This is a genomic window from Streptococcus mitis (assembly GCF_001281025.1).
In the GTDB taxonomy this organism is placed as follows: Bacteria; Bacillota; Bacilli; order Lactobacillales; family Streptococcaceae; genus Streptococcus; species Streptococcus mitis_AK.
Map to the genome: position 1 here is coordinate 638,963 of NZ_CP012646.1, position 21,272 is coordinate 660,234.

Here is a 21,272-nt window from a genome sequence, read left to right on the forward strand (position 1 = left end):
TGACTGTTACTAGAAAGAAAAAAGAGGACATTAACATGGTTGTTAAGACAGTTGTTGAAGCACAAGATATTTTTGATAAAGCTTGGGAAGGCTTCAAAGGCGTAGATTGGAAAGAAAAAGCAAGTGTATCACGCTTCGTACAAGCTAACTACACACCTTACGATGGAGACGAAAGCTTCCTTGCAGGACCAACAGAACGTTCACTTCACATCAAAAAAATTGTAGAAGAAACTAAGGCTCACTACGAAGAAACTCGTTTCCCAATGGACACTCGTCCAACATCTATTGCTGACATTCCAGCAGGATTTATCGATAAAGAAAATGAAGTTATCTTTGGTATCCAAAATGACGAACTCTTCAAATTGAACTTCATGCCAAAAGGTGGTATCCGTATGGCTGAAACTACTTTGAAAGAAAATGGATACGAACCAGATCCAGCTGTTCACGAAATCTTTACAAAATACGTAACAACAGTTAACGACGGTATCTTCCGTGCTTACACTTCAAACATCCGTCGCGCTCGTCACGCTCACACTGTAACTGGTCTTCCAGATGCATACTCACGCGGACGTATCATCGGTGTTTACGCACGTCTTGCTCTTTACGGTGCAGACTACTTGATGCAAGAAAAAGTAAACGACTGGAATGCAATCGAAGAAATTGATGAAGAAACAATCCGTCTTCGTGAAGAAATCAATCTTCAATATCAAGCATTGCAACAAGTTGTTCGCTTGGGTGATCTTTATGGAGTTGACGTTCGCAAACCAGCGATGAACGTTAAAGAAGCAATCCAATGGGTTAACATCGCCTTCATGTCTGTCTGCCGTGTTATCAACGGTGCTGCTACATCTCTAGGACGTGTGCCAATCGTATTGGACATCTTTGCAGAACGTGACCTTGCTCGTGGTACATTTACTGAATCAGAAATCCAAGAATTCGTTGATGATTTCGTTATGAAACTTCGTACAGTTAAATTTGCTCGTACAAAAGCTTATGACCAATTGTACTCAGGTGACCCAACTTTCATCACAACTTCTATGGCTGGTATGGGTAACGACGGTCGTCACCGTGTTACTAAGATGGACTACCGTTTCTTGAACACTCTTGACAACATCGGTAACTCTCCAGAACCAAACTTGACAGTTCTTTGGACTGATAAATTGCCATACAACTTCCGTCGCTACTGTATGCACATGAGCCACAAACACTCTTCTATCCAATACGAAGGTGTAACAACAATGGCCAAAGACGGATATGGTGAAATGAGCTGTATCTCATGCTGTGTGTCTCCACTTGACCCAGAAAATGAAGAACAACGCCACAACATCCAGTACTTCGGTGCGCGTGTAAACGTATTGAAAGCTCTTCTTACTGGTTTGAACGGTGGTTACGACGATGTTCACAAAGACTACAAAGTATTTGACATCGAACCAATTCGTGACGAAGTTCTTGAATTCGAATCAGTTAAAGAAAACTTTGAAAAATCTCTTGACTGGTTGACTGACACTTACGTAGATGCTTTGAACATCATCCACTACATGACTGATAAGTACAACTACGAAGCTGTTCAAATGGCCTTCTTGCCAACTAAACAACGTGCAAACATGGGATTCGGTATCTGTGGATTTGCTAACACTGTTGATACATTGTCAGCTATCAAATACGCTACAGTTAAACCAATCCGTGACGAAAATGGCTACATCTACGATTACGAAACAATCGGTGAATACCCACGTTGGGGTGAAGATGATCCTCGTTCAAACGAATTGGCAGAATGGTTGATTGAAGCTTACACAACTCGTCTACGTAGCCACAAACTTTACAAAGACGCAGAAGCTACTGTATCACTTTTGACAATCACATCTAACGTTGCTTACTCTAAACAAACTGGTAACTCACCAGTCCACAAAGGTGTATACCTCAACGAAGATGGTTCTGTGAACTTGTCTAAACTTGAATTCTTCTCACCAGGTGCTAACCCATCTAACAAAGCTAAAGGTGGATGGTTGCAAAACTTGAACTCACTTGCTAGCCTTGACTTTGGTTATGCAGCTGACGGTATCTCATTGACAACTCAAGTTTCTCCACGCGCTCTTGGTAAGACTCGTGACGAACAAGTTGATAACTTGGTAACAATCCTTGATGGTTACTTCGAAAACGGTGGACAACACGTTAACTTGAACGTTATGGACTTGAACGATGTTTACGAAAAGATCATGTCAGGTGAAGACGTTATCGTACGTATCTCTGGATACTGTGTAAACACTAAATACCTCACTCCAGAACAAAAAACTGAATTGACACAACGTGTCTTCCACGAAGTTCTTTCAATGGATGATGCCTTGGATGCGTTGAGCTAATCAAGTTCTTGAATAATGAAATAAGGAACCCTCGGTCAGTCGACTGAGGGTTTTTGGGTAAAATCTCTTCAAAGCACGTCAGTTTTATCTGCAATCTCAAAGCGGTGCTTTGAGCAACCCGCGGCTAGCTTCCTAGTTTGCTTTTTGATTTTCATTGAGTATAAGTCAGGCACTAAAATATCTGACCGAGATTCAAAGATACTTGTTGAGTTGCGAGGAGTATTTAAAAATCATGACCACCCGTCAAACGGGTGGTTTGTCCCAGGGCTATAAGCCCAAATTACCAGCCAGCGCCTAAAGACGCTGGCTTTCACTTTGTTCAAGCCTTATTGCTCTTGACTCGTCACTTGCCTCTCAAAGAGGCTTTAGTATTACTTACCACTATCCCTAAAGGGATCCTCATATTCTTTTACACTTAATTTATCTAGTGCTATATCATGCTTTTCCTGTTCTTGTATATATTTCTTAATTGTGGCTTCATTAAGCCCTACTGTACTTACATAATAACCTTCCGCCCAGAAATGTCGATTCCCAAACTTGTACTTGAGATTGGCGTGTTTGTCAAACATCATGAGTGCACTTTTTCCTTTTAAATAACCCATGAAACTCGAAACACTTATCCTTGGTGGAATACTTACTAACATGTGTACATGGTCTGGCATTAAGTGACCCTCGATAATTTCAACTCCTTTATAACTACACAAGCGATGAAATATTTCGCCTAAACTACTTCGATATTGATTATATATAACTTTTCGTCTATACTTAGGGGTGAACACAATGTGATTCTTACAGTGCCACTTTGTGTGCGATAAACTATGAGCCTTTTGTGCCATATTTTTCTCCTTTCGCTTTACAATTGGCTTGAACACCTTTATTGTATCGCGTTCGGAGTTTTTTTGGTATAACCTTCGACTCGCACCCGCATAGCGGGTGGTTTTTTTGTCTCTCACCTAACGGAGCGAGACGGACTAATAGTCACATAATAAAAACACCACACTTTGTTAGATACAAGGTGTGGTTGTATTTTATCTCTTAGACCAAGTTCTCTTCATAAAGAGAAGTAGGATTGGATAAATCTCCAAGCGCCCTGCAATCATTGCAAAGGAGAGGAGAATTTTTGAGATAGGACTAAAGATTGAGAAACTAGAAGTGGTTCCTAGAATAGGTCCGATATTATTGAAACAGCTAAAGACAGCACTGGTAACGACTAGAAAATCATTGCTATCTAGGCTGACAATAAAGATAAGGGATAGCAAAATCATAGAATAGATGACAAAGTACTTGAGAATCTTATGCTGGGTATCTTTGTCAATCACCGTTTTATTAACATGGAGGGTCAAAACACGGTGGGGCGATAGAATTGACAAAATTTGGTTTTTGGCAATTTTTGAAAGGATGAGGCCTCGAATAACCTTGAGTCCACCTGCGGTTGAACCAGCAGAACCACCGATTCCCATGAGGAAGAGAAGGATAAACTGGGAGAAGAGGGGCCAGTTGGTAATGTCTCCGTAACCAAAACCAGTCGTTGTAATAATATTGGAAACCTGGAAGAAGGCCATTTCAAAGCTCTTGGAAAATCCTGGGTAGAGATAGAGGGTATTGAGGCTAATCAAGCCTGTAGAAACCAGCACGATGACCAAGTAAGCACGAAGTTCTTCGTCACCAAAGAAGGCTTTGACGCGACGGAGCATGAGGTAGTAGTAGAGATTGAAATTTACCCCAAAAACCAAAACTCCTATACTAACCAGATAAGTAATCAGTGAGCTACCATAGTGGGCGATTCCATCGTTATAGACGGTAAAGCCTCCTGTACCCGCTGTCCCCATAGCGATGACAAAACTATCAAAAAGGGGCATGCCGGCTAGATAATAGATGATGACAAAGAGGGAAAAGAGAGCAAGGTAGAGGAGATAGAGAATCTGGGCAGTATTTTTGAGTTTGGATACAACCTTACCGAAAACAGGGCCAGGAACCTCAGCCTTCATCACTTCTAGGTGGCTATTCTTGGCATTATCCATAATAGCAAGTGCAAAAACAAGCACTCCCATTCCTCCAATTAAGTGGGTAAAACTTCGCCAAAAGAGGAGGGAACGGCTGAGAACTGAAACATCATTCAGAATAGTTGCTCCAGTAGTTGTAAAGCCAGAGCTAATCTCAAAAAAGGCATCGATAACGCTGGGAATTTGTCTAGCAAAGACAAAGGGGAGACCACCAAAGAAGGACCAAAGGATCCAACAGAGGGCAACAATCAAGATTCCCTCCTTGGCATAAATCCGTTGATTTTTTGGCTTTTGTAAGATTCCTGAACCGCCTAGTAATACGAGAATCCCTATTGTTGAAAAGAGGGCCGTAAAGACTTGACTCGATTCACGGTAATAGACAGCGACAGACACAGGAACTAAAAGAAGAACAGCTTCGATCAAAAGTAATTTTGAAAGGAGGTAGCGAATCATACTTTTATTCATTTCTTACCTCGCGATCAAGTCATAAATCTTGGTGATGTTTGGCAATAAAGTTGTTACTAGGAGCTTGTCTCCAACTTCCAACATATCCTCCCCAGTAGGGAAAATAGTCTTGCCCTTTCGAATGATGGCCGCAATAAGAATCCCTTTTTTCAGTTTGAGTTGAGAAAGAGGTTTGGCAGTCATCTTATTAGCTTCCTTGATATGGAATTGCAGGGTTTCGATTTGGCCATTGGCTAGATGGTGCATAGCCTGAAGGTCTGAATACTGGGCATTAACCCGACCACGAATAAAGTGCATGATTGTATCTACAGCGATGCTTTTAGGTGTGATGATACTTGAAAAATCAGGCGCATTGATAATTTCGAGGAGACTGGTACGATTGACCTTGGTGATATTTTTTTGTACACCTACCCTGTCAAGGAACATAGAGGTAATCAGATTTTCCTCATCGACTCCTGTTAGAGTCGCAACGGCATCATAGTTTTGAGCACTTTCTTCCAGCAGGATATCTTTTGCGGTACCATCTCCTTGAACGATGTAGAGATTTGGGAATTTCTCGCTAAAGAAGCTAGCGATTTCAGGATTGATTTCAATAACCTTGGTATCGATACGACTGTCTTTGAGGATACCTAGTAGATAATAGGCAATTCTACCAGCTCCAACAATAAGAAGACTCTTCACGGCACGTGATTTGAAATAATTATGGAAGAGCATCATATCAACACGGTTACCAGTGACAAAGATTCTATCTTTATCCTGTACAGTCATGTCACCGCTTGGAATGATAATTTGATGATCCCTCTCTATCGCACAGACAATGACATTACCGAATTTTTTCCGAAAATCAGAAATGGGCATTTGGCAAAGACCGCTGGAAGATTTAACAGTGAATTCCATCAAGCTGACCCGTCCTCCAAAGAAACGTTCGACAGACAGGGCATTTGGGAAGTCGATAATATTGGCAATGGCGCGGGCAGCCAAGAGCTCAGGGTTAACGATAAGAGAAAAACCGAGAATATTCTTTTCCTTGAAATAAGAGTTAGAATATTCAGGGTTCCGCACCCGAACGATGGTCTCTTTAGCTCCCATTTTTTTGGCTAGAACGGCTGCAATCATGTTCACTTCATCGTATTCAGTCAGGGCGATAAAGATATCACAATCCTGGACACTGGCTTGTTCAAGGATGGTAAAATCGGCCCCGTTACCAAGGATACCCATGATATCAAAGCGATTAACAATATGATTGAGGACAGCTTCGTCTTGCTCAATCAGCAAAACATCATGCTTTTCTGCAACCAAGGAGCGACAGAGGGCAGAACCAACTTTTCCCCCTCCGACAAGGATAATTTTCATAATAAAACCTACTTCTTCATTATGTAACTATCATACCTTTTTTCAAGAAAAAATGCACCTACTAGCTAATCACCAGAGTTTTTAGTAGGAAATTTGCTATAAGGTAAAACTATACCCTAACCAATTGAAATAGCTATTAGCTACTTTCTAGAAAATATGGTATGATAAAGGACATACGGGGAGACAAAATGAATAATAATTTACTGGTATTACAATCAGACTTTGGTTTGGTAGATGGTGCGGTATCGGCTATGATTGGAGTGGCTTTAGAAGAGTCTCCAACCTTAAAAATTCATCACTTGACGCACGATATTACGCCTTATAATATTTTTGAGGGGAGTTACCGTCTCTTTCAGACGGTGGATTACTGGCCTGAGGGAACGACTTTTGTATCGGTTGTCGATCCAGGTGTCGGCTCGAAACGTAAGAGTGTGGTTGCCAAGACTGCAAAAAATCAATATATTGTTACGCCAGACAATGGGACTCTTTCTTTTATCAAGAAACACGTTGGCATTGTAGCTATTCGTGAGATTTCTGAAGTGGCCAATAGACGTCAAAATACAGAGCATTCTTATACCTTCCACGGTCGTGATGTCTATGCCTATACTGGTGCTAAACTGGCCAGTGGTCACATTTCTTTTGAGGAAGTGGGACCAGAGCTCAGTGTGGATCAGATTGTGGAGCTTCCAGTCGTAGAAACCATCATTGAAGATCATCTGGTGAAGGGAGCTATTGATATTCTGGATGTGCGTTTTGGTTCGCTTTGGACCTCTATCACGCGAGAAGAATTTTACAAACTGGAACCAGAATTTGGTGACCGTTTTGAAGTGACTATCTATCATGCAGATATGCTGGTTTATCAAAATCAGGTTGTCTATGGCAAATCATTTGCAGATGTGAGAATTGGGCAACCCATCCTTTACATCAACTCTCTCTATCGTTTAGGTCTGGCTATCAACCAAGGTTCCTTTGCCAAAGCTTACAATGTGGGTGTCGGTTCATCTTGGACCATTGAAATAAAGAAAATAGAATCATAAAATAGGAGAATATAGATGAAAAATCAATCAATTAAACAAGTTGTTGCTATCGGTGTTGGAGCTGCGCTCTTTGTTGTCATCGGGATGATCAGCATTCCGACACCTGTTCCAAATACAAGCATCCAGCTTCAGTATGCGGTACAGAGCCTCTTGTCTATCATTTTTGGCCCTCTAGTGGGATTACTTGTTGGTTTAATTGGTCATGCAGTGAAGGACTCTCTTGCTGGCTACGGTCTTTGGTGGACTTGGATTATTGCTAGTGGTCTCTTTGGTCTAGCTGTAGGTCTCTTTAGAAAATACATTCGAGTAACACAGGGTGTTTTTGAGTTGAAGGATATTGTCTTCTTTAACCTCATTCAGATTGTTGCAAATGCTCTTGTTTGGGGTGTCTTAGCACCACTTGGAGATGTTGTGATTTATCAAGAAGCAGCAGAAAAAGTATTTGCCCAAGGGATTGTTGCAGGTATTGCAAACGCTGTGACTATTGCTATCGCGGGGACTCTTCTCTTGCTAGCTTATTCACGTACGCAGACTCGTTCAGGAAGTTTGAAAAAGGATTAATATAAGGGAAAAGGCTGGGCAACCGGTCTTTTTCGATGTTTATAGACTAGTCAGGCAAGCAAGCTAGGATAGGAATCTTTTTGGCACTAAGATTTTAAGAGAAGAGTCTGCAAGAAGGGTTCGATTTATGATAAAATAGAAGTCTAAGAAGCGAATGAAGAGAGTAAGATGAAAGAAGCTATAATTGAGTGGAAGGATTTCTCTTTCCAGTATGAAACACAACAAGAACCAACCTTGCAAGGGGTGGATTTGACTATTTATAAGGGAGAGAAAGTCTTAATTGTTGGGCCATCTGGGTCAGGTAAGTCGACCTTGGGTCAATGTTTGAATGGAATTATTCCCAATATTTACAAGGGTCAGACGTCTGGAGAATTTTTGATCAAGGGGCAAGCGGCCTTTGATATGAGTATCTATGATAAGTCTCATCTGGTCAGCACGGTTTTGCAGGATACAGATGGGCAGTTTATCGGTTTATCTGTGGCAGAGGATTTGGCTTTTGCTCTGGAAAATGATGTAACAGCTCTAGAGGACATGAAAAGTCGTGTTCATAAATGGGCTGAAAAGCTGAACCTTATCCCTTTACTAGCTCAGCGTCCCCAGGATTTGTCAGGTGGACAAAAGCAGCGAGTCAGTCTGGCTGGTGTCTTGATTGATGAGAGTCCGATTCTCTTGTTTGATGAGCCACTCGCCAATCTGGATCCCAAGTCAGGTCAGGATATTATCGAATTGATTGACCATATTCATAAGGAAGAGGGGACGACGACCCTTATTATTGAGCACCGTTTGGAGGACGTTCTGCATCGTCCTGTGGATCGGATTGTCTTGATAAATGATGGCCGTATCCTCTTTAATGGGAGTCCTGATCAGTTACTAGCGACTGATTTATTGACCCAAAATGGAATTCGCGAACCCCTTTATCTAACCACTCTCCGTCAATTGGGTGTGGATTTAGCCAAGGAAGAACAGTTAGCAAATCTGGATAACTTGTCTATCTCAAAAGGTCAGGTTCAGTTGCAGAATGAACTGGCAAAAGAAACCCCAGAATTGCAGTCGCTCTTTAGACTAGAGGACGTGTCGTTTTCTTATGATGATAGACCGATTTTAAAGTCCATTCATTTAGATATTAAAAAGGGTGAAAAGATTGCCGTTGTCGGGAAAAATGGGGCTGGGAAATCAACCCTTGCCAAGGCCTTAAGTAGCTTTATTCAGACTGAAGGCCGCTATCTTTGGGAAGGACAGGATATCAAAGGAGATTCTGTTGCAGAGCGGGCGGAACGAGTAGGCTATGTGCTGCAAAATCCTAATCAAATGATTTCAACCAATATGATTTTTGATGAGGTGGCTCTGGGACTTCGTTTGCGAGGTGTGGACGAGCAGGAAATTGAAACGAGAGTCTATGAAACCTTGAAAATCTGTGGTCTCTATGAATTCCGTAATTGGCCTATTTCTGCCCTGTCATTTGGTCAGAAAAAACGTGTTACTATTGCATCGATTTTGGTCTTGGGAGCTGAAATTATCCTCTTAGATGAACCGACAGCAGGTCAAGACCAGAAGAATTATACTGAGATTATGGAATTTCTCGAAGAGTTGCATCAAAAAGGTCATACCATTGTCATGATTACGCATGATATGCAATTGATGCTGGATTATTCAGACCGAGCTCTTGTCATGGTGGATGGGGAATTGATTGCCGATACTGATCCAGCTAGTCTTTTGAGTAATCCTGAGTTGTTAGTAAAAGCCAACCTAAAAGAAACTTCAATCTTCAACTTGGCTAAGAAACTCGACGTGGATCCACTTGCTTTAACGGCATTTTACAAAGAAAGGAGAGAAGGATGCAAGCTAAATTAATCGGTTACCAGCATAGAGATACTGTGATTCATCGCTTGTCAGGAGCTGGGAAACTCCTCTTTTTCATTCTCGTGTCATTGGCGGCCATGATTAGCTATGATACCAGATTGCTTGTTCTGATTGCCATCTTTTCGGTATTTCTCCTCTATTTGTCAGAAATCCGTTTTAAAGATGTTTCCTTTGTAGCCGTTTTTGCGACGGTATTTGCCGTTTTAAACGTTTTGATGGTCTATCTCTTTTCTCCCGAGTATGGGGTTGGACTTTACGGAGAGAGAAGTGTGATTTGGCAGGGAATCGGTGCCTACACTCTGACCAGTCAAGAGCTCTTTTATCTGCTAAATCTGGCCATTAAGTACCTTTGCACCATTCCTCTGGCTATTATCTTTTTGATGACAACTCATCCTAGTCAGTTTGCTTCTAGTTTAAATCAAATTGGTGTGCCTTACAAGATTGCCTATTCAGTCAGCCTGACCTTGCGCTATATTCCAGATTTGCAGGAAGAATTCTTTACTATCAAGATGTCTCAGGAAGCGCGTGGGATGGAATTATCCAAGAAAGCTTCTCTTATGCAACGAATCAAAGGCAATCTGCGCATTATCACTCCCTTGATTTTTAGCTCGCTAGAACGCATTGATACCATTGCGACCGCCATGGAACTTCGCCGCTTTGGGAAAGAGAAAAAACGCACTTGGTATAGTTATCAGGCCTTGAAAAAAGGAGACTATCTTACCTTGTTCTTGGCAGCCTTGTTTTTAGTAGCTAGTTTACTATTTATCTTGCAGAATCACGGACGATTTTACAACCCTTGGAAATAGTATTGTCAAAGTTTTCATTAGATAAGTAAAGAGAAATTATTCTATAACTTTTTATTGATAGATTGTATGAGAAATAAAGTTAATAATTGTATGCTTGAAACTTTTTGACAAAATATGAATTAGTTTGTATATTTTACAGTAGAATTTACACTACAAAATCAAAGTTATTCAAATATAATCATTTTTAACTAAGTTCAGTGTCACAATGTAGAGACGATATAAAATAGTAAAAGTATTTAATTTAAATCGTGTTAATTTCATTTTGTATAAACATGGGAAAATATTGAATGTATATAATGACGGGAGATGATTTACAATGATAAGTTTAGAGCTGTTGTCTGAAGAAAATAGTTTAGACGTCTATTTTTTTGAAAAAGAGAATCAAGAGTATTTTGAGCGGAATTTACCTCCTAGACCAGCTAACTATTTTGATTTAGAAGGTTTTAAAGAAATTACGAGGGAATTGTTAAGGGAACAAGAGAATCATGATGTCTACATGCATCTTATTAGAGATGCACAAGGAGTTATGGTCGGAAGAATCAATTTGAGTGTTTTAGAGAATAATCGAAAAACAGCAGAGCTTGGGTATAGGATTGGGGAAAATGTTAGCAATTTAGGTTATGCCAGCGAAGCGGTTAAACTCGTTTTAGAAAAAGCCTTCACGACTTATGGTTTCAATAGAATCATTGCAGGAACGGCAACAGGTAATCTAGCCTCTCAGAGGGTGCTTTTAAAAAATGGCTTCATCTTTAGTAGGGTTATAGAAAATGACTTACAAATTCATAATGAGTGGCTTCATACAGCAGTATTTGAAATAACGAGGTCATAATATCATCATTCCCAGTCCACAGATAGGTATAAAAGAGTAAGCAATTTTTGCAGATATTTAAGAATTTTCTCCTAGAAACCCCAAGAAATAGCTTGAAAAAATTGAAAAAATCAAGTCGTTTCTATTGACAATGATTCTGAAAGTGTTATACTAAGAAAGTAGTTTCGCTGATTTACTTCAAACCTGTTGTGAGGTAAGTTAACGATGCCTTAACCACGCTGTTTGCTGAGCTTGACTCCGGGCAGTGTGGCTATTTTTTTGCAATGGTGAAAGGAAGCAAGTCATGACAAATCACATTGTATTATTTGAACCACAAATTCCACAAAATACAGGCAATATCGCGCGTACTTGCGCTGCGACCAATTCTCCCCTCCACATCATCAAGCCAATGGGCTTTCCTATTGACGACCGCAAGATGAAGCGAGCTGGATTGGATTATTGGGATAAGCTAGAAATTTATTTTTACGAGAGTTTGGAGGATTTCATGTCTCAGATGAAGGGCAAACTTTATCTGATTTCTAAATTTGCTGAGAAAGTGTATTCTGATGTGGATTTATCGATTAACGAAGACCATTATTTTCTATTTGGACGTGAAGACAAGGGCTTGCCTGAGGACTTTATGCGAGAACATCCTGAGAAAGCTCTCCGTATTCCTATGAATGATGAACATGTCCGCAGTCTCAATGTGTCTAATACCGTCTGCATGATTGTCTATGAGGCTCTCCGCCAGCAGAACTTTGCAGGTCTTGAGCTTGTTCATACCTATGAAGTGGATAAATTGAAATAAAAAATGAAAATGAAATGAACAAAATGCTTGCGCTTGCAAGCGTTTTTTGTTATGATAAAAGAGTCTTCAGGGCAGGGTGAAATTCCCGACCGGCGGTAAATTTGACGATCTATTTTAGCTTTCTCGTCGTTGTCTTGTCTCGATATACTTTAAGTATTATCTTCGACTGCGACGCCTAGATAAATCTAAAATATCTTAGTTAAATAAGTCCGCGAGCGCAAGCTGATGTGGTGAGATTCCACAACCGACAGTATAGTCTGGATGGGAGAAGACGAAAGAATAGCTTTGTCTGTTCTGATAGATTTATAGCTAGATTGTAACCGCTTGCTTTTATTTTCTTTAATAGAGTGAGAGGGAACTTTTGGGATATAAAAAGTGAGAATAGATAGAGAAATCCTTTCTAACTTCTTCTGATTTTATAGAAAATTGGAGGAACCTGTTATGACAAACACACGTCGACTTTCGACCATTGCGATTTTATCAGCCATCTCATTTGTGCTGATGTACTTTGACTTTCCGCTTTTGCCAGCGGCGTCCTTCCTCAAGATCGAATTTAGTATCTTGCCAGTCCTTGTGGGTCTGGTGGTCATGGATTTGCCTGCTGCTCTAGGAATTCTCTTGCTTCGCTCACTCTTGAAGTTGCTTCTTAACAGCCAGGGAGTGAATACTTACATTGGTTTGCCAATGAATATCGTAGCTTTGGGAGTTTTTGTCATCGTCTTTGCTTTGATTTGGAAAAAGGAACGGACAACCCTTCGTTTCCTACTAGGCTCTCTAGCTGGGACTATTGGTTTAACCGTGGCTATGTTGGTTCTCAACTATGTTTATGCTGTTCCTTTGTACGCTAAGTTTGCTAACTTTGATATTGGAAAAATTTTGGGACTTTCCAACTACCTAATGACTATGGTGTTGCCTTTTAACTTGATTGAAGGTGTTATCTTTGCCGTTTCATTCTGGTTGTTGTATGTCCTCTTGAAACCAACCTTAAAACATTATGAAAGATAAACAAACATTTTTGATGAAGGGCAGTTTTGCCCTTTTACTTTTCGTTATTCTTGGCTATATGGTCAAATTTTACCCTGAAACGCTGGTCGGTTTTGACCAACCGATACAGACTGCTGTTCGAGGAGACTTGCCAGATTACTTGACTATTCTTTTTAGGGCCATCACACGCTTGATTGATATTCCAGTGATTGTCACTTGGGTTGTCATTACAGCTTTTGTCTTTTATCGTAAGCGGTGGAAGATAGAAAGTTTCTTCATGCTGGGAAATCTGGCTTTGGCAGGTCTTTTAATCGTGACCTTTAAAAATATCTACCAGCGCCCACGGCCAGATATCTTACACTTGGTTGAGGAGAAGGGATTTTCCTTCCCAAGCGGCCATTCTCTGGCTGTAACCTTGATGGTCGGCTCTCTGATTGTTATTCTTAGTCAGCGGATTAAAGATCCGGTCTGGAGAAAAATCGTACAAATCGTCCTTGGCCTCTACCTAGTCAGTGTGTTGGTATCAAGGGTCTATCTGGGAGTTCATTACCCATCAGACGTCCTTGCCAGTCTCTGTGTGGGCTTGGGAGTCTTGTTTATCGAGTTTCCCTTTTATGATAAGTTCCGCTTCCAATTGCGATTTAAAGGCAAGCAGAAGTGAGTATCAAATTCCTTTGAGGAGAAAGAAATGAAAGTCAATATAGCAGATCTTCATCCGACTCAACTATACTTATCAGAAAAGAAGTTACAAGATATTCAGATGCTTTACCAGTCGGCAGAAAGAATCCAAGTCGATCCAATCAGTATTCTTGCCTTTGGAGATTGCTTGTTGATTACAGATGGGCATCACAGGGCTTATCAGGCTTTATTGGCAGGTCGGGATACGATTTCTGCTGAGTGGGATAGAGATGGTGGTGATGAACTATATCATCTCTATGCGCAAGCCTGCGAAGAAAGAAAAATTTACTCTGTTCTGGATTTAAAAAATCATATCTTAGCTCAAGATGAGTATGAAGCAAAATGGTATAACTGGTGTGATGGTTTTAATCAAGCAGCAACTCTTTTGTTGAAAAGGAAAGCAGATGAAACGGATTTTACAAATAGATAATGCACTGCGTCTTGTTCCTTATTATAAGGTCAATCATTGTGAAGAAGCTTTTGCTTGGTATCAGGATGTGAACTTAGTTCACCTCGTAGATGGTGTGAAGAAACCTTATAGTCAAGAAACTTTGGAAGCTATGTATTCCCATTTGGATCAGCATGGTGAACTTTTTTGGATTGAAGTCAAGGAGAAGGGAGAATGGTTTCCAATTGGGGATGTTACACTATCTCAGGATAATCTCCCCATTGTGATTGGGAATTCCGCTTACCAACATCGAGGACTTGGAAAAAAGATTCTAAGTGCTTTGATTGAATTGGCTCGAGTAAAAGGATGGAAAGAATTGAGAGTCAAGGAAATCTACACCTACAATCATGCTTCTAGGAGGTGTTTCAAGTCGCTTGGATTTGTGGAAAATGGAGCAACAGAAAAAGGAATGAGTTTTGTATTGAAATTAATCTAATCTAACTTGTTTTTTAACTCAAAATCTGATAAACTATGTAGTAATTGAATAGAAATCTGCAAGACTAGTAACTCAAGGGAAGTATATCAGGGAGGAGAGCCGTGACTGCAAGCTCTCTATATGAAAGCTGGGTGAATTCACTTGTGCATGGATTTAGAAATGAAGGTCTGACTTGTCAGATAAAAACGGATGGTACCGCGTGTCAACGCTCCGAGTGGAGTTTTTGGCATGTGGTTTTCTTTTTATCTACGAGAGACTGATGGAGGAATTATGTCAACTATTGAAGAACAATTAAAAGCGCTTCGTGAAGAAACGCTGGCTAGCTTGAAGCAGATTACTGCTGAAAATAAAAAAGAGATGCAAGATTTGCGTGTTTCTGTCCTTGGGAAAAAGGGTTCACTTACTGAAATCCTCAAAGGGATGAAAGATGTCTCTGCTGAGATGCGTCCGATTATCGGGAAACACGTCAATGAAGCTCGTGATGTCTTGACAGCAGCCTTTGAAGAAACAGCTAAACTATTGGAAGAAAAGAAAGTCGCAGCTCAACTGGCTAGCGAGAGTATCGATGTGACACTTCCAGGTCGCCCTGTTGCGACGGGTCACCGCCACGTTTTGACACAAACCAGTGAAGAAATCGAAGATATTTTCATTGGTATGGGTTACCAAGTCGTGGATGGTTTTGAAGTGGAGCAAGACTACTATAACTTTGAACGTATGAACCTTCCGAAAGATCATCCAGCCCGCGATATGCAGGACACATTCTATATCACTGAAGAAATCTTGCTCCGTACTCATACATCTCCTGTGCAGGCGCGTGCTATGGATGCTCATGATTTCTCTAAAGGCCCTTTGAAAATGATCTCACCAGGGCGTGTCTTCCGTCGTGACACAGACGATGCGACCCACAGTCACCAATTCCACCAAATCGAAGGTTTGGTTGTTGGGAAGAACATTTCTATGGCAGACCTTCAAGGAACCCTTCAGTTGATTGTGCAAAAAATGTTTGGCGAAGAGCGTCAAATTCGTTTGCGCCCCTCTTACTTCCCATTCACAGAACCATCTGTTGAGGTGGATGTTTCGTGCTTCAAATGTGGTGGTGAAGGATGTAACGTATGTAAGAAAACTGGTTGGATTGAAATCATGGGTGCTGGTATGGTTCACCCACGTGTTCTCGAAATGAGTGGAATTGATGCAACGGTCTACTCTGGATTTGCCTTTGGTCTTGGACAAGAGCGTGTAGCTATGCTCCGTTACGGAATCAACGATATCCGTGGATTCTACCAAGGAGATGTCCGCTTCTCAGAACAGTTTAAATAATGATTAAAAAAGTAGAACTGGCAGATGTTGGGGTGTTGGCCAAAATTGCCAAACAAACCTTTCGTGAAACATTTGCTCATGATAATACAGAAGAGCAGTTACAGGAATACTTTGAAGAGGCTTATAGTCTGAGAGTTTTGTCAACTGAGTTGGAAAAGCCAGAATCCGAAACCTATTTCATTATGCATGAAGAGGAGATAGCTGGTTTTCTCAAAGTCAACTGGGGAAGTGCTCAGACTGAGAGAGAATTAGAGGATGCTTTTGAAATTCAACGCCTCTATGTGCTACAAAAATTCCAAGGATTTGGACTAGGTAAGCAACTGTTTGAATTCGCTCTTGAACTTGCTACCAAAAATAGTTTTTCTTGGGCTTGGCTAGGTGTTTGGGAGCATAATACAAAAGCTCAAGCGTTTTATAATCGATATGGTTTTGAAAAATTTAGCCAACATCATTTTATGGTTGGTCAAAAAGTAGATACAGATTGGTTACTGAGAAAGAAATTAAGGTAAGAAGATGATTCTTCTATTGAAATGATAGGAAAGGAAAAGAACCAGAGTGGCAACTGTCATTCTGGAGAACTAAATTATGCTTGTATCTTATAAATGGTTAAAAGAATTGGTGGACATTGCTGTGCCATCACAAGAGTTGGCTGAAAAAATGTCAACTACAGGGATCGAGGTAGAAGGTGTCGAATCACCTGCTGCTGGTCTCTCAAAAATTGTCGTCGGTGAGGTCTTGTCTTGCGAAGATGTGCCAGAAACTCACCTCCATGTTTGTCAGGTTAACGTTGGCGAAGAAGAAGCCCGTCAAATCGTTTGTGGTGCCCCAAATGTGCGTGCTGGTATCAAGGTTATGGTGGCTCTTCCAGGAGCTCGCATCGCTGACAATTACAAGATCAAAAAAGGGAAAATCCGCGGTCTTGAGTCACTTGGGATGATCTGTTCACTTGGTGAATTGGGAATTTCTGACTCAGTTGTACCTAAGGAATTCGGAGATGGCATCCAAATCTTGCCAGAAAATGCCGTTCCAGGTGAGGAAGTCTTCTCATATCTAGACTTGGATGATGAAATCATCGAACTTTCTATTACACCCAACCGTGCGGATGCCCTTTCTATGCGTGGAGTGACTCACGAAGTGGCAGCTATCTATGACAAGGCAGTCAACTTTAAAGAATTTACTCTTTCAGAAACTGACCAAGCTGCAGCAGATGCTCTTTCTGTGGGCATTGAGACAGACAAAGCGCCTTACTATGCCGCTCGTATCTTGGATAATGTGACTATCGCACCAAGTCCACAATGGTTGCAAAACCTTCTCATGAATGAAGGAATCCGTCCAATCAATAACGTAGTGGACGTGACCAACTACATCCTGCTTTACTTTGGTCAACCAATGCATGCTTTTGACTTGGATACCTTTGAAGGGACTGACATCCGTGTGCGTGAAGCGCGTGCTGGTGAAAAATTGGTGACCTTGGATGGTGAAGAACGTGACTTGGACGTGAATGACCTAGTCATCACTGTCGCAGACAAACCAGTAGCTCTTGCAGGTGTCATGGGTGGACAAACTACAGAAATCTCTGAAAAGTCTAGTCGTGTTGTCCTTGAAGCGGCAGTATTCAATGGCAAATCTATCCGTAAGACAAGCGGTCGTCTCAACCTTCGTTCTGAGTCATCTTCTCGCTTTGAAAAAGGTATCAATGTGGCAACTGTTAACGAAGCTCTTGATGCGGCAGCTAGCATGATTGCAGAGCTTGCAGGTGCGACGGTGCGTAAAGGTATCGTTTCAGCGGGCGAACTTGATACTTCTGATGTGGAAGTTTCTTCAACTCTTGCTGATGTTAACCGTGTCCTCGGAACTGAGCTTTCATACGCTGATGTAGAAGACGTCTTCCGTCGTCTTGGCTTTGGTCTTTCTGGCAATGCAGACAGCTTTACAGTCAGCGTCCCACGTCGTCGCTGGGATATCACTATCGAGGCAGACCTCTTTGAAGAAATCGCTCGTATCTATGGCTATGACCGCTTGCCAACTAGTCTTCCAAAAGATGATGGAACAGCTGGTGAATTGACTGCGACACAAAAACTCCGCCGTCAAGTTCGTACCATTGCTGAAGGGGCAGGTTTGACAGAAATCATCACCTACGCTCTGACAACGCCTGAAAAAGCAGTTGAGTTTACGGCTCAACCAAGTAACCTTACTGAACTCATGTGGCCAATGACAGTGGACCGTTCTGTCCTCCGTCAAAATATGATCTCAGGTATTCTTGATACTGTTGCCTACAACGTGGCTCGTAAGAACAAAAACTTGGCCCTTTACGAGATCGGAAAAGTCTTTGAACAAACAGGCAATCCAAAAGAAGAACTTCCAAATGAGATTAATAGCTTTGCCTTTGCCTTGACAGGCTTGGTTGCTGAAAAAGATTTCCAAACAGCAGCAGTTCCAGTTGATTTCTTCTATGCTAAAGGAATCCTTGAGGCCCTCTTTGCTCGTTTGGGCCTCCAAGTAACCTATACGGCAACATCTGAAATCGCTAGCCTCCACCCAGGACGTACAGCTATGATTTTACTCGGTGACCAAGTTCTTGGTTTCCTTGGCCAAGTGCATCCAGTCACTGCTAAGGCTTACGATATTCCAGAAACGTATGTAGCTGAGCTCAACCTTTCAGCAATCGAAGTGGTCCTTCAACCTGCTACTCCATTTGTGGAAATCACCAAATTCCCAGCAGTTAGCCGTGACGTTGCCCTTCTCCTTAAGGCAGAAGTGACTCACCAAGAAGTTGTGGACGCTATCCAAGCTGCCGGCGTGAAACGTTTGACAGATATCAAACTCTTTGACGTCTTCTCAGGTGAAAAATTGGGACTTGGTATGAAGTCAATGGCCTATAGCTTGACCTTCCAAAATCCAGAAGACAGCTTAACGGACGAAGAAGTCGCACGCTACATGGAAAAAATCCAAGCGTCTCTTGAAGAAAAAGTCAATGCAGAAATGCGTTAACTTATCAATCCATCCTTCGGGGTGGATTTTTGCTTTTCAAATAACAATTCAGGATCAAAAATAGACAGTTGAGGAACAGAGAAGATAAATTGGAGTTTACCAGTGTATAATGTATTCATAACTCAAAGTACCCTAAGATTTTTTACTAAAATGAGGATGATAAAATGGACAAAAATCATTGTAAAGGCTATCAAAAAGGAGTATAATGAGTGCAAGACATTTCGGAGGTGAAAGATGCTAGAAGTAAGAAGTCTAGAGAAAAGTTTTGGACCCAAGCAAGTTTTGTTTGGTATTGACTTTCAAGCGCGACCAGGTCGTATTTTGGGATTAGTCGGGAAAAACGGTGCTGGGAAAACAACGATTTTCCACAGTATTTTGAAGTTTTTAGAATATCAAGGAGAAATTAGTCTGGATGGTCAGGATATTCGTCAGGAGACCTACGCTCGGATTGGCTATCTACCTGAAGAACGCAGTCTCATGCCTAAATTGACAGTCCTTGAACAAGTTCGTTATTTGGCGACTCTAAAGGGCATGGATGCTAAGGAAATCAAGGAAAAACTCCCTCAATGGATGAAGAGGTTGGAAGTGAAAGGGAAGCTGACAGATAAAATCAAGAGTCTGTCAAAAGGAAATCAACAGAAGATTCAGCTCATCATTACTCTGATTCATGAACCAGACTTGATTATCTTGGATGAGCCTTTCAGTGGATTGGACCCAGTCAATACAGAATTGCTCAAGCAAGTCATTTTTCAAGAAAAAGAACGTGGGGCAACCATTATCTTTTCTGATCATGTCATGACCAATGTCGAGGAACTTTGTGATGATATTTTGATGATTCGAGATGGTCGTGTGGTCTTGCATGGACCAGTTCAGGATGTCCGCAACCAATACGGGAAAACGCGTCTCTTTGTTTCAAGTGAACGAAGCAAGGAAGAATTGGAAAAACTTCCTCATGTCAAACAGGTGAGCTTGACCAAGCAAGGCAGTTGGAAATTGATCTTAGAGGATGAGAGTGCTGGAAGGGAACTTTTCCCAATCTTGACTCAAGGGCAATATATCGCAACCTTTGACCAGCAAGCGCCAACAATCGATGAAATCTTTAAACTAGAATCAGGGGTGGAAGTATGAGAAATATGTGGGTTGTAATCAAGGAAACCTATCTTCGACATGTCAAATCGTGGAGTTTCTTCTTTATGGTGATTTCGCCGTTCCTCTTTTTAGCCTTATCTGTAGGAATTGGTTATCTCCAAGGGTCTTCTATGGCCAAGAATAGTAAGATAGCAGTAGTAACAACTGTGCCATCTGTGGAAGATGGGCTCAAGGGTAGCAATGGTCTCAATTTTGATTATCAGGATGAAGCCAGTGCCCAAGCTGCTATCAAAGATGAGAAAATCAAGGGATACCTAACCATTGACCAAGAGGACAGTGTCCTCAAGGCCGTCTATCATGGTGAAACTTCTCTTGAAACAGGCATCAAGCTAGCAGTAACCAATAAGCTCAACGAACTGCAATACCAACTCAATCGTTCGGCAGCTAATTTGTCTCAAGAACAGGAAAAACGCCTGAGTCAAACCGTTGATTTTACTGAGAAGATTGATGAATCTAAGGAAAATAAAAAAATTGTTCAAACCATTGCGGCCGCAGGGCTTGGTTTCTTCCTTTATATGATTTTGATTACCTATGCTAGTGTCACTGCTCAGGAAGTGGCTAGCGAGAAAGGAACCAAAATCATGGAGGTGGTCTTCTCTAGTATCCGAGCTAGTCATTATTTCTACGCTCGCATGCTGGCTCTGCTTCTTGTGATTTTGACCCATATTGGCATTTACGTCGTGGGTGGACTTGCTGCCATTCTTCTCTTTAAAGACCTACCAATCTTGGCACAATCTGGTATTTTAAACCATATAGGAGAGGCTTTCTCGCTCAACACCTTATTGTTTGTCTTGGTTAGCCTCTTTATGTACGTTGTTTTAGCAGCCTTCCTAGGTTCTATGGTTTCTCGTCCTGAGGACTCAGGAAAAGCCTTGTCGCCTTTGATGATTTTGATTATAGGTGGTTTTTTTGGAGTGACAGCTCTAGGTGCAGCTGGTGACAATCTCATCTTGAAGATTGGTTCATATATTCCCTTTATTTCGACCTTCTTCATGCCATTTAGAGCCATTAATGGCTATGCAAATGGGTTAGAAGCTTGGATTTCGCTTGCGATTACGATTGCTTTTGCAGTAACTGCAACAGTCTTTATCGGACGTATGTATGCTAGTCTCGTTTTGCAGACAGATGATTTAGGTCCTTGGAAAACCTTTAAACGTGCCTTATCTTATAAATAGAAGAGCCTCGCGAAAGCGAGGTTTTTTAGAGAC

At 41.3% G+C, this 21,272-nt stretch carries 19 protein-coding genes and 1 riboswitch; of the genes, 16 read left to right on the forward strand and 3 right to left on the reverse strand.

Translation table 11 applies throughout. The annotated features are described in order from the left end of the window. Positions 1-35 precede the first annotated feature (35 nt). Positions 36-2,360 carry a formate C-acetyltransferase gene (gene pflB, locus RN80_RS03330; RefSeq protein ID WP_060627487.1) on the forward strand — a complete coding sequence of 775 codons (2,325 nt, stop codon included), beginning with the start codon at positions 36-38 and terminating at the stop codon, positions 2,358-2,360. A 371-nt stretch (positions 2,361-2,731) separates the two neighbouring features. Here pflB and tnpA read toward each other — a convergent pair whose 3' ends face one another. The 3 genes from tnpA to trkA all read right to left on the reverse strand — a co-directional run bounded on the left by tnpA (position 2,732) and on the right by trkA (position 6,181). Continuing rightward, on the reverse strand, positions 2,732-3,196 hold the full coding sequence (tnpA, locus tag RN80_RS03335; RefSeq protein ID WP_060627493.1) for an IS200/IS605 family transposase: 465 nt from the start codon (positions 3,194-3,196) through the stop codon (positions 2,732-2,734). A gap of 192 nt (positions 3,197-3,388) precedes the next feature. Next, positions 3,389-4,828: a TrkH family potassium uptake protein gene (locus tag RN80_RS03340; RefSeq protein ID WP_060627495.1), complete on the reverse strand. Its 1,440-nt coding sequence runs from the start codon at positions 4,826-4,828 to the stop codon at positions 3,389-3,391. A 3-nt stretch (positions 4,829-4,831) separates the two neighbouring features. Beyond that, on the reverse strand, positions 4,832-6,181 hold the full coding sequence (gene trkA / locus RN80_RS03345; RefSeq protein ID WP_060627497.1) for a Trk system potassium transporter TrkA: 1,350 nt from the start codon (positions 6,179-6,181) through the stop codon (positions 4,832-4,834). 188 nt (positions 6,182-6,369) lie between these two features. Between trkA and RN80_RS03350 the strand changes: the two genes are divergently transcribed. The 15 genes from RN80_RS03350 to RN80_RS03420 all read left to right on the forward strand — a co-directional run bounded on the left by RN80_RS03350 (position 6,370) and on the right by RN80_RS03420 (position 21,239). Next, a complete protein-coding gene (locus tag RN80_RS03350; protein ID WP_044791862.1) occupies positions 6,370-7,218 on the forward strand; it encodes an SAM hydrolase/SAM-dependent halogenase family protein in 849 nt (282 codons plus the stop codon). 15 nt (positions 7,219-7,233) lie between these two features. Next, complete coding sequence (locus RN80_RS03355) at positions 7,234-7,779, forward strand: ECF-type riboflavin transporter substrate-binding protein (protein ID WP_000795927.1); 546 nt, start codon at positions 7,234-7,236, stop codon at positions 7,777-7,779. 168 nt (positions 7,780-7,947) lie between these two features. Continuing rightward, entirely contained in the window at positions 7,948-9,630 is a 1,683-nt protein-coding gene (locus RN80_RS03360) for an ABC transporter ATP-binding protein (protein ID WP_060627499.1), read from the forward strand. Next, positions 9,615-10,445, forward strand: a complete 831-nt coding sequence (locus RN80_RS03365) for an energy-coupling factor transporter transmembrane component T family protein (RefSeq protein WP_060627501.1) — start codon at positions 9,615-9,617, stop codon at positions 10,443-10,445. Before RN80_RS03360 ends, RN80_RS03365 begins: the two co-directional genes overlap by 16 nt. A gap of 316 nt (positions 10,446-10,761) precedes the next feature. Beyond that, on the forward strand, positions 10,762-11,274 hold the full coding sequence (locus RN80_RS03370; RefSeq protein WP_060627502.1) for a GNAT family N-acetyltransferase: 513 nt from the start codon (positions 10,762-10,764) through the stop codon (positions 11,272-11,274). Positions 11,275-11,557: 283 nt separating this feature from the next. Then, the gene (locus tag RN80_RS03375) at positions 11,558-12,061 is read left to right on the forward strand and encodes a tRNA (cytidine(34)-2'-O)-methyltransferase (protein ID WP_049550544.1); all 504 of its coding nucleotides are present in this window, start codon (positions 11,558-11,560) and stop codon (positions 12,059-12,061) included. A 58-nt stretch (positions 12,062-12,119) separates the two neighbouring features. Continuing rightward, positions 12,120-12,338, forward strand: a riboswitch (FMN riboswitch). Positions 12,339-12,502: 164 nt separating this feature from the next. Beyond that, the gene (locus RN80_RS03380; RefSeq protein WP_060627504.1) at positions 12,503-13,066 is read left to right on the forward strand and encodes an ECF transporter S component; all 564 of its coding nucleotides are present in this window, start codon (positions 12,503-12,505) and stop codon (positions 13,064-13,066) included. Then, on the forward strand, positions 13,056-13,706 hold the full coding sequence (locus RN80_RS03385) for a phosphatase PAP2 family protein (protein WP_060627506.1): 651 nt from the start codon (positions 13,056-13,058) through the stop codon (positions 13,704-13,706). The genes RN80_RS03380 and RN80_RS03385 overlap by 11 nt, the downstream gene beginning before the upstream one ends. A 27-nt stretch (positions 13,707-13,733) precedes the next feature. After that, positions 13,734-14,153 carry a chromosome partitioning protein ParB gene (locus RN80_RS03390; protein WP_060627508.1) on the forward strand — a complete coding sequence of 140 codons (420 nt, stop codon included), beginning with the start codon at positions 13,734-13,736 and terminating at the stop codon, positions 14,151-14,153. Between the two features lie 4 nt (positions 14,154-14,157). Next, a complete protein-coding gene (locus RN80_RS03395; RefSeq protein WP_025171450.1) occupies positions 14,158-14,607 on the forward strand; it encodes a GNAT family N-acetyltransferase in 450 nt (149 codons plus the stop codon). A 270-nt stretch (positions 14,608-14,877) separates the two neighbouring features. Further along, positions 14,878-15,924, forward strand: coding sequence for a phenylalanine--tRNA ligase subunit alpha (gene pheS / locus RN80_RS03400; RefSeq protein WP_031237702.1), 1,047 nt, complete (start codon positions 14,878-14,880; stop codon positions 15,922-15,924). Beyond that, positions 15,924-16,433, forward strand: coding sequence for a GNAT family N-acetyltransferase (locus tag RN80_RS03405; protein ID WP_033681280.1), 510 nt, complete (start codon positions 15,924-15,926; stop codon positions 16,431-16,433). Before pheS ends, RN80_RS03405 begins: the two co-directional genes overlap by 1 nt. Positions 16,434-16,509: 76 nt before the next feature. Further along, positions 16,510-18,915 carry a phenylalanine--tRNA ligase subunit beta gene (gene pheT, locus RN80_RS03410; RefSeq protein ID WP_060627510.1) on the forward strand — a complete coding sequence of 802 codons (2,406 nt, stop codon included), beginning with the start codon at positions 16,510-16,512 and terminating at the stop codon, positions 18,913-18,915. 234 nt (positions 18,916-19,149) lie between these two features. Then, positions 19,150-20,043 carry an ABC transporter ATP-binding protein gene (locus RN80_RS03415; RefSeq protein ID WP_000895279.1) on the forward strand — a complete coding sequence of 298 codons (894 nt, stop codon included), beginning with the start codon at positions 19,150-19,152 and terminating at the stop codon, positions 20,041-20,043. Then, positions 20,040-21,239 (forward strand): ABC transporter permease, encoded by a 1,200-nt coding sequence (locus tag RN80_RS03420; protein WP_060627512.1) that lies wholly within the window; start codon positions 20,040-20,042, stop codon positions 21,237-21,239. Before RN80_RS03415 ends, RN80_RS03420 begins: the two co-directional genes overlap by 4 nt. Positions 21,240-21,272: the final 33 nt, after the last annotated feature.

What these genes read in the sequence shown, in the direction of transcription:
- RN80_RS03390 (WP_060627508.1), top strand. Translation starts at nt 13,734, where the DNA reads ATGAAAGTCAATATAGCAGATCTTCATCCGACTCAACTATACTTATCA.
- RN80_RS03380 (WP_060627504.1), top strand. Translation starts at nt 12,503, where the DNA reads ATGACAAACACACGTCGACTTTCGACCATTGCGATTTTATCAGCCATC.
- RN80_RS03350 (WP_044791862.1), top strand. Translation starts at nt 6,370, where the DNA reads ATGAATAATAATTTACTGGTATTACAATCAGACTTTGGTTTGGTAGAT.
- RN80_RS03365 (WP_060627501.1), top strand. Translation starts at nt 9,615, where the DNA reads ATGCAAGCTAAATTAATCGGTTACCAGCATAGAGATACTGTGATTCAT.
- RN80_RS03355 (WP_000795927.1), top strand. Translation starts at nt 7,234, where the DNA reads ATGAAAAATCAATCAATTAAACAAGTTGTTGCTATCGGTGTTGGAGCT.
- pheS (WP_031237702.1), top strand. Translation starts at nt 14,878, where the DNA reads ATGTCAACTATTGAAGAACAATTAAAAGCGCTTCGTGAAGAAACGCTG.
- RN80_RS03375 (WP_049550544.1), top strand. Translation starts at nt 11,558, where the DNA reads ATGACAAATCACATTGTATTATTTGAACCACAAATTCCACAAAATACA.
- RN80_RS03405 (WP_033681280.1), top strand. Translation starts at nt 15,924, where the DNA reads ATGATTAAAAAAGTAGAACTGGCAGATGTTGGGGTGTTGGCCAAAATT.
- RN80_RS03385 (WP_060627506.1), top strand. Translation starts at nt 13,056, where the DNA reads ATGAAAGATAAACAAACATTTTTGATGAAGGGCAGTTTTGCCCTTTTA.
- RN80_RS03370 (WP_060627502.1), top strand. Translation starts at nt 10,762, where the DNA reads ATGATAAGTTTAGAGCTGTTGTCTGAAGAAAATAGTTTAGACGTCTAT.
- RN80_RS03420 (WP_060627512.1), top strand. Translation starts at nt 20,040, where the DNA reads ATGAGAAATATGTGGGTTGTAATCAAGGAAACCTATCTTCGACATGTC.
- trkA (WP_060627497.1), bottom strand. Translation starts at nt 6,181, where the DNA reads ATGAAAATTATCCTTGTCGGAGGGGGAAAAGTTGGTTCTGCCCTCTGT.
- RN80_RS03415 (WP_000895279.1), top strand. Translation starts at nt 19,150, where the DNA reads ATGCTAGAAGTAAGAAGTCTAGAGAAAAGTTTTGGACCCAAGCAAGTT.
- pflB (WP_060627487.1), top strand. Translation starts at nt 36, where the DNA reads ATGGTTGTTAAGACAGTTGTTGAAGCACAAGATATTTTTGATAAAGCT.
- RN80_RS03340 (WP_060627495.1), bottom strand. Translation starts at nt 4,828, where the DNA reads ATGAATAAAAGTATGATTCGCTACCTCCTTTCAAAATTACTTTTGATC.
- tnpA (WP_060627493.1), bottom strand. Translation starts at nt 3,196, where the DNA reads ATGGCACAAAAGGCTCATAGTTTATCGCACACAAAGTGGCACTGTAAG.
- pheT (WP_060627510.1), top strand. Translation starts at nt 16,510, where the DNA reads ATGCTTGTATCTTATAAATGGTTAAAAGAATTGGTGGACATTGCTGTG.
- RN80_RS03360 (WP_060627499.1), top strand. Translation starts at nt 7,948, where the DNA reads ATGAAAGAAGCTATAATTGAGTGGAAGGATTTCTCTTTCCAGTATGAA.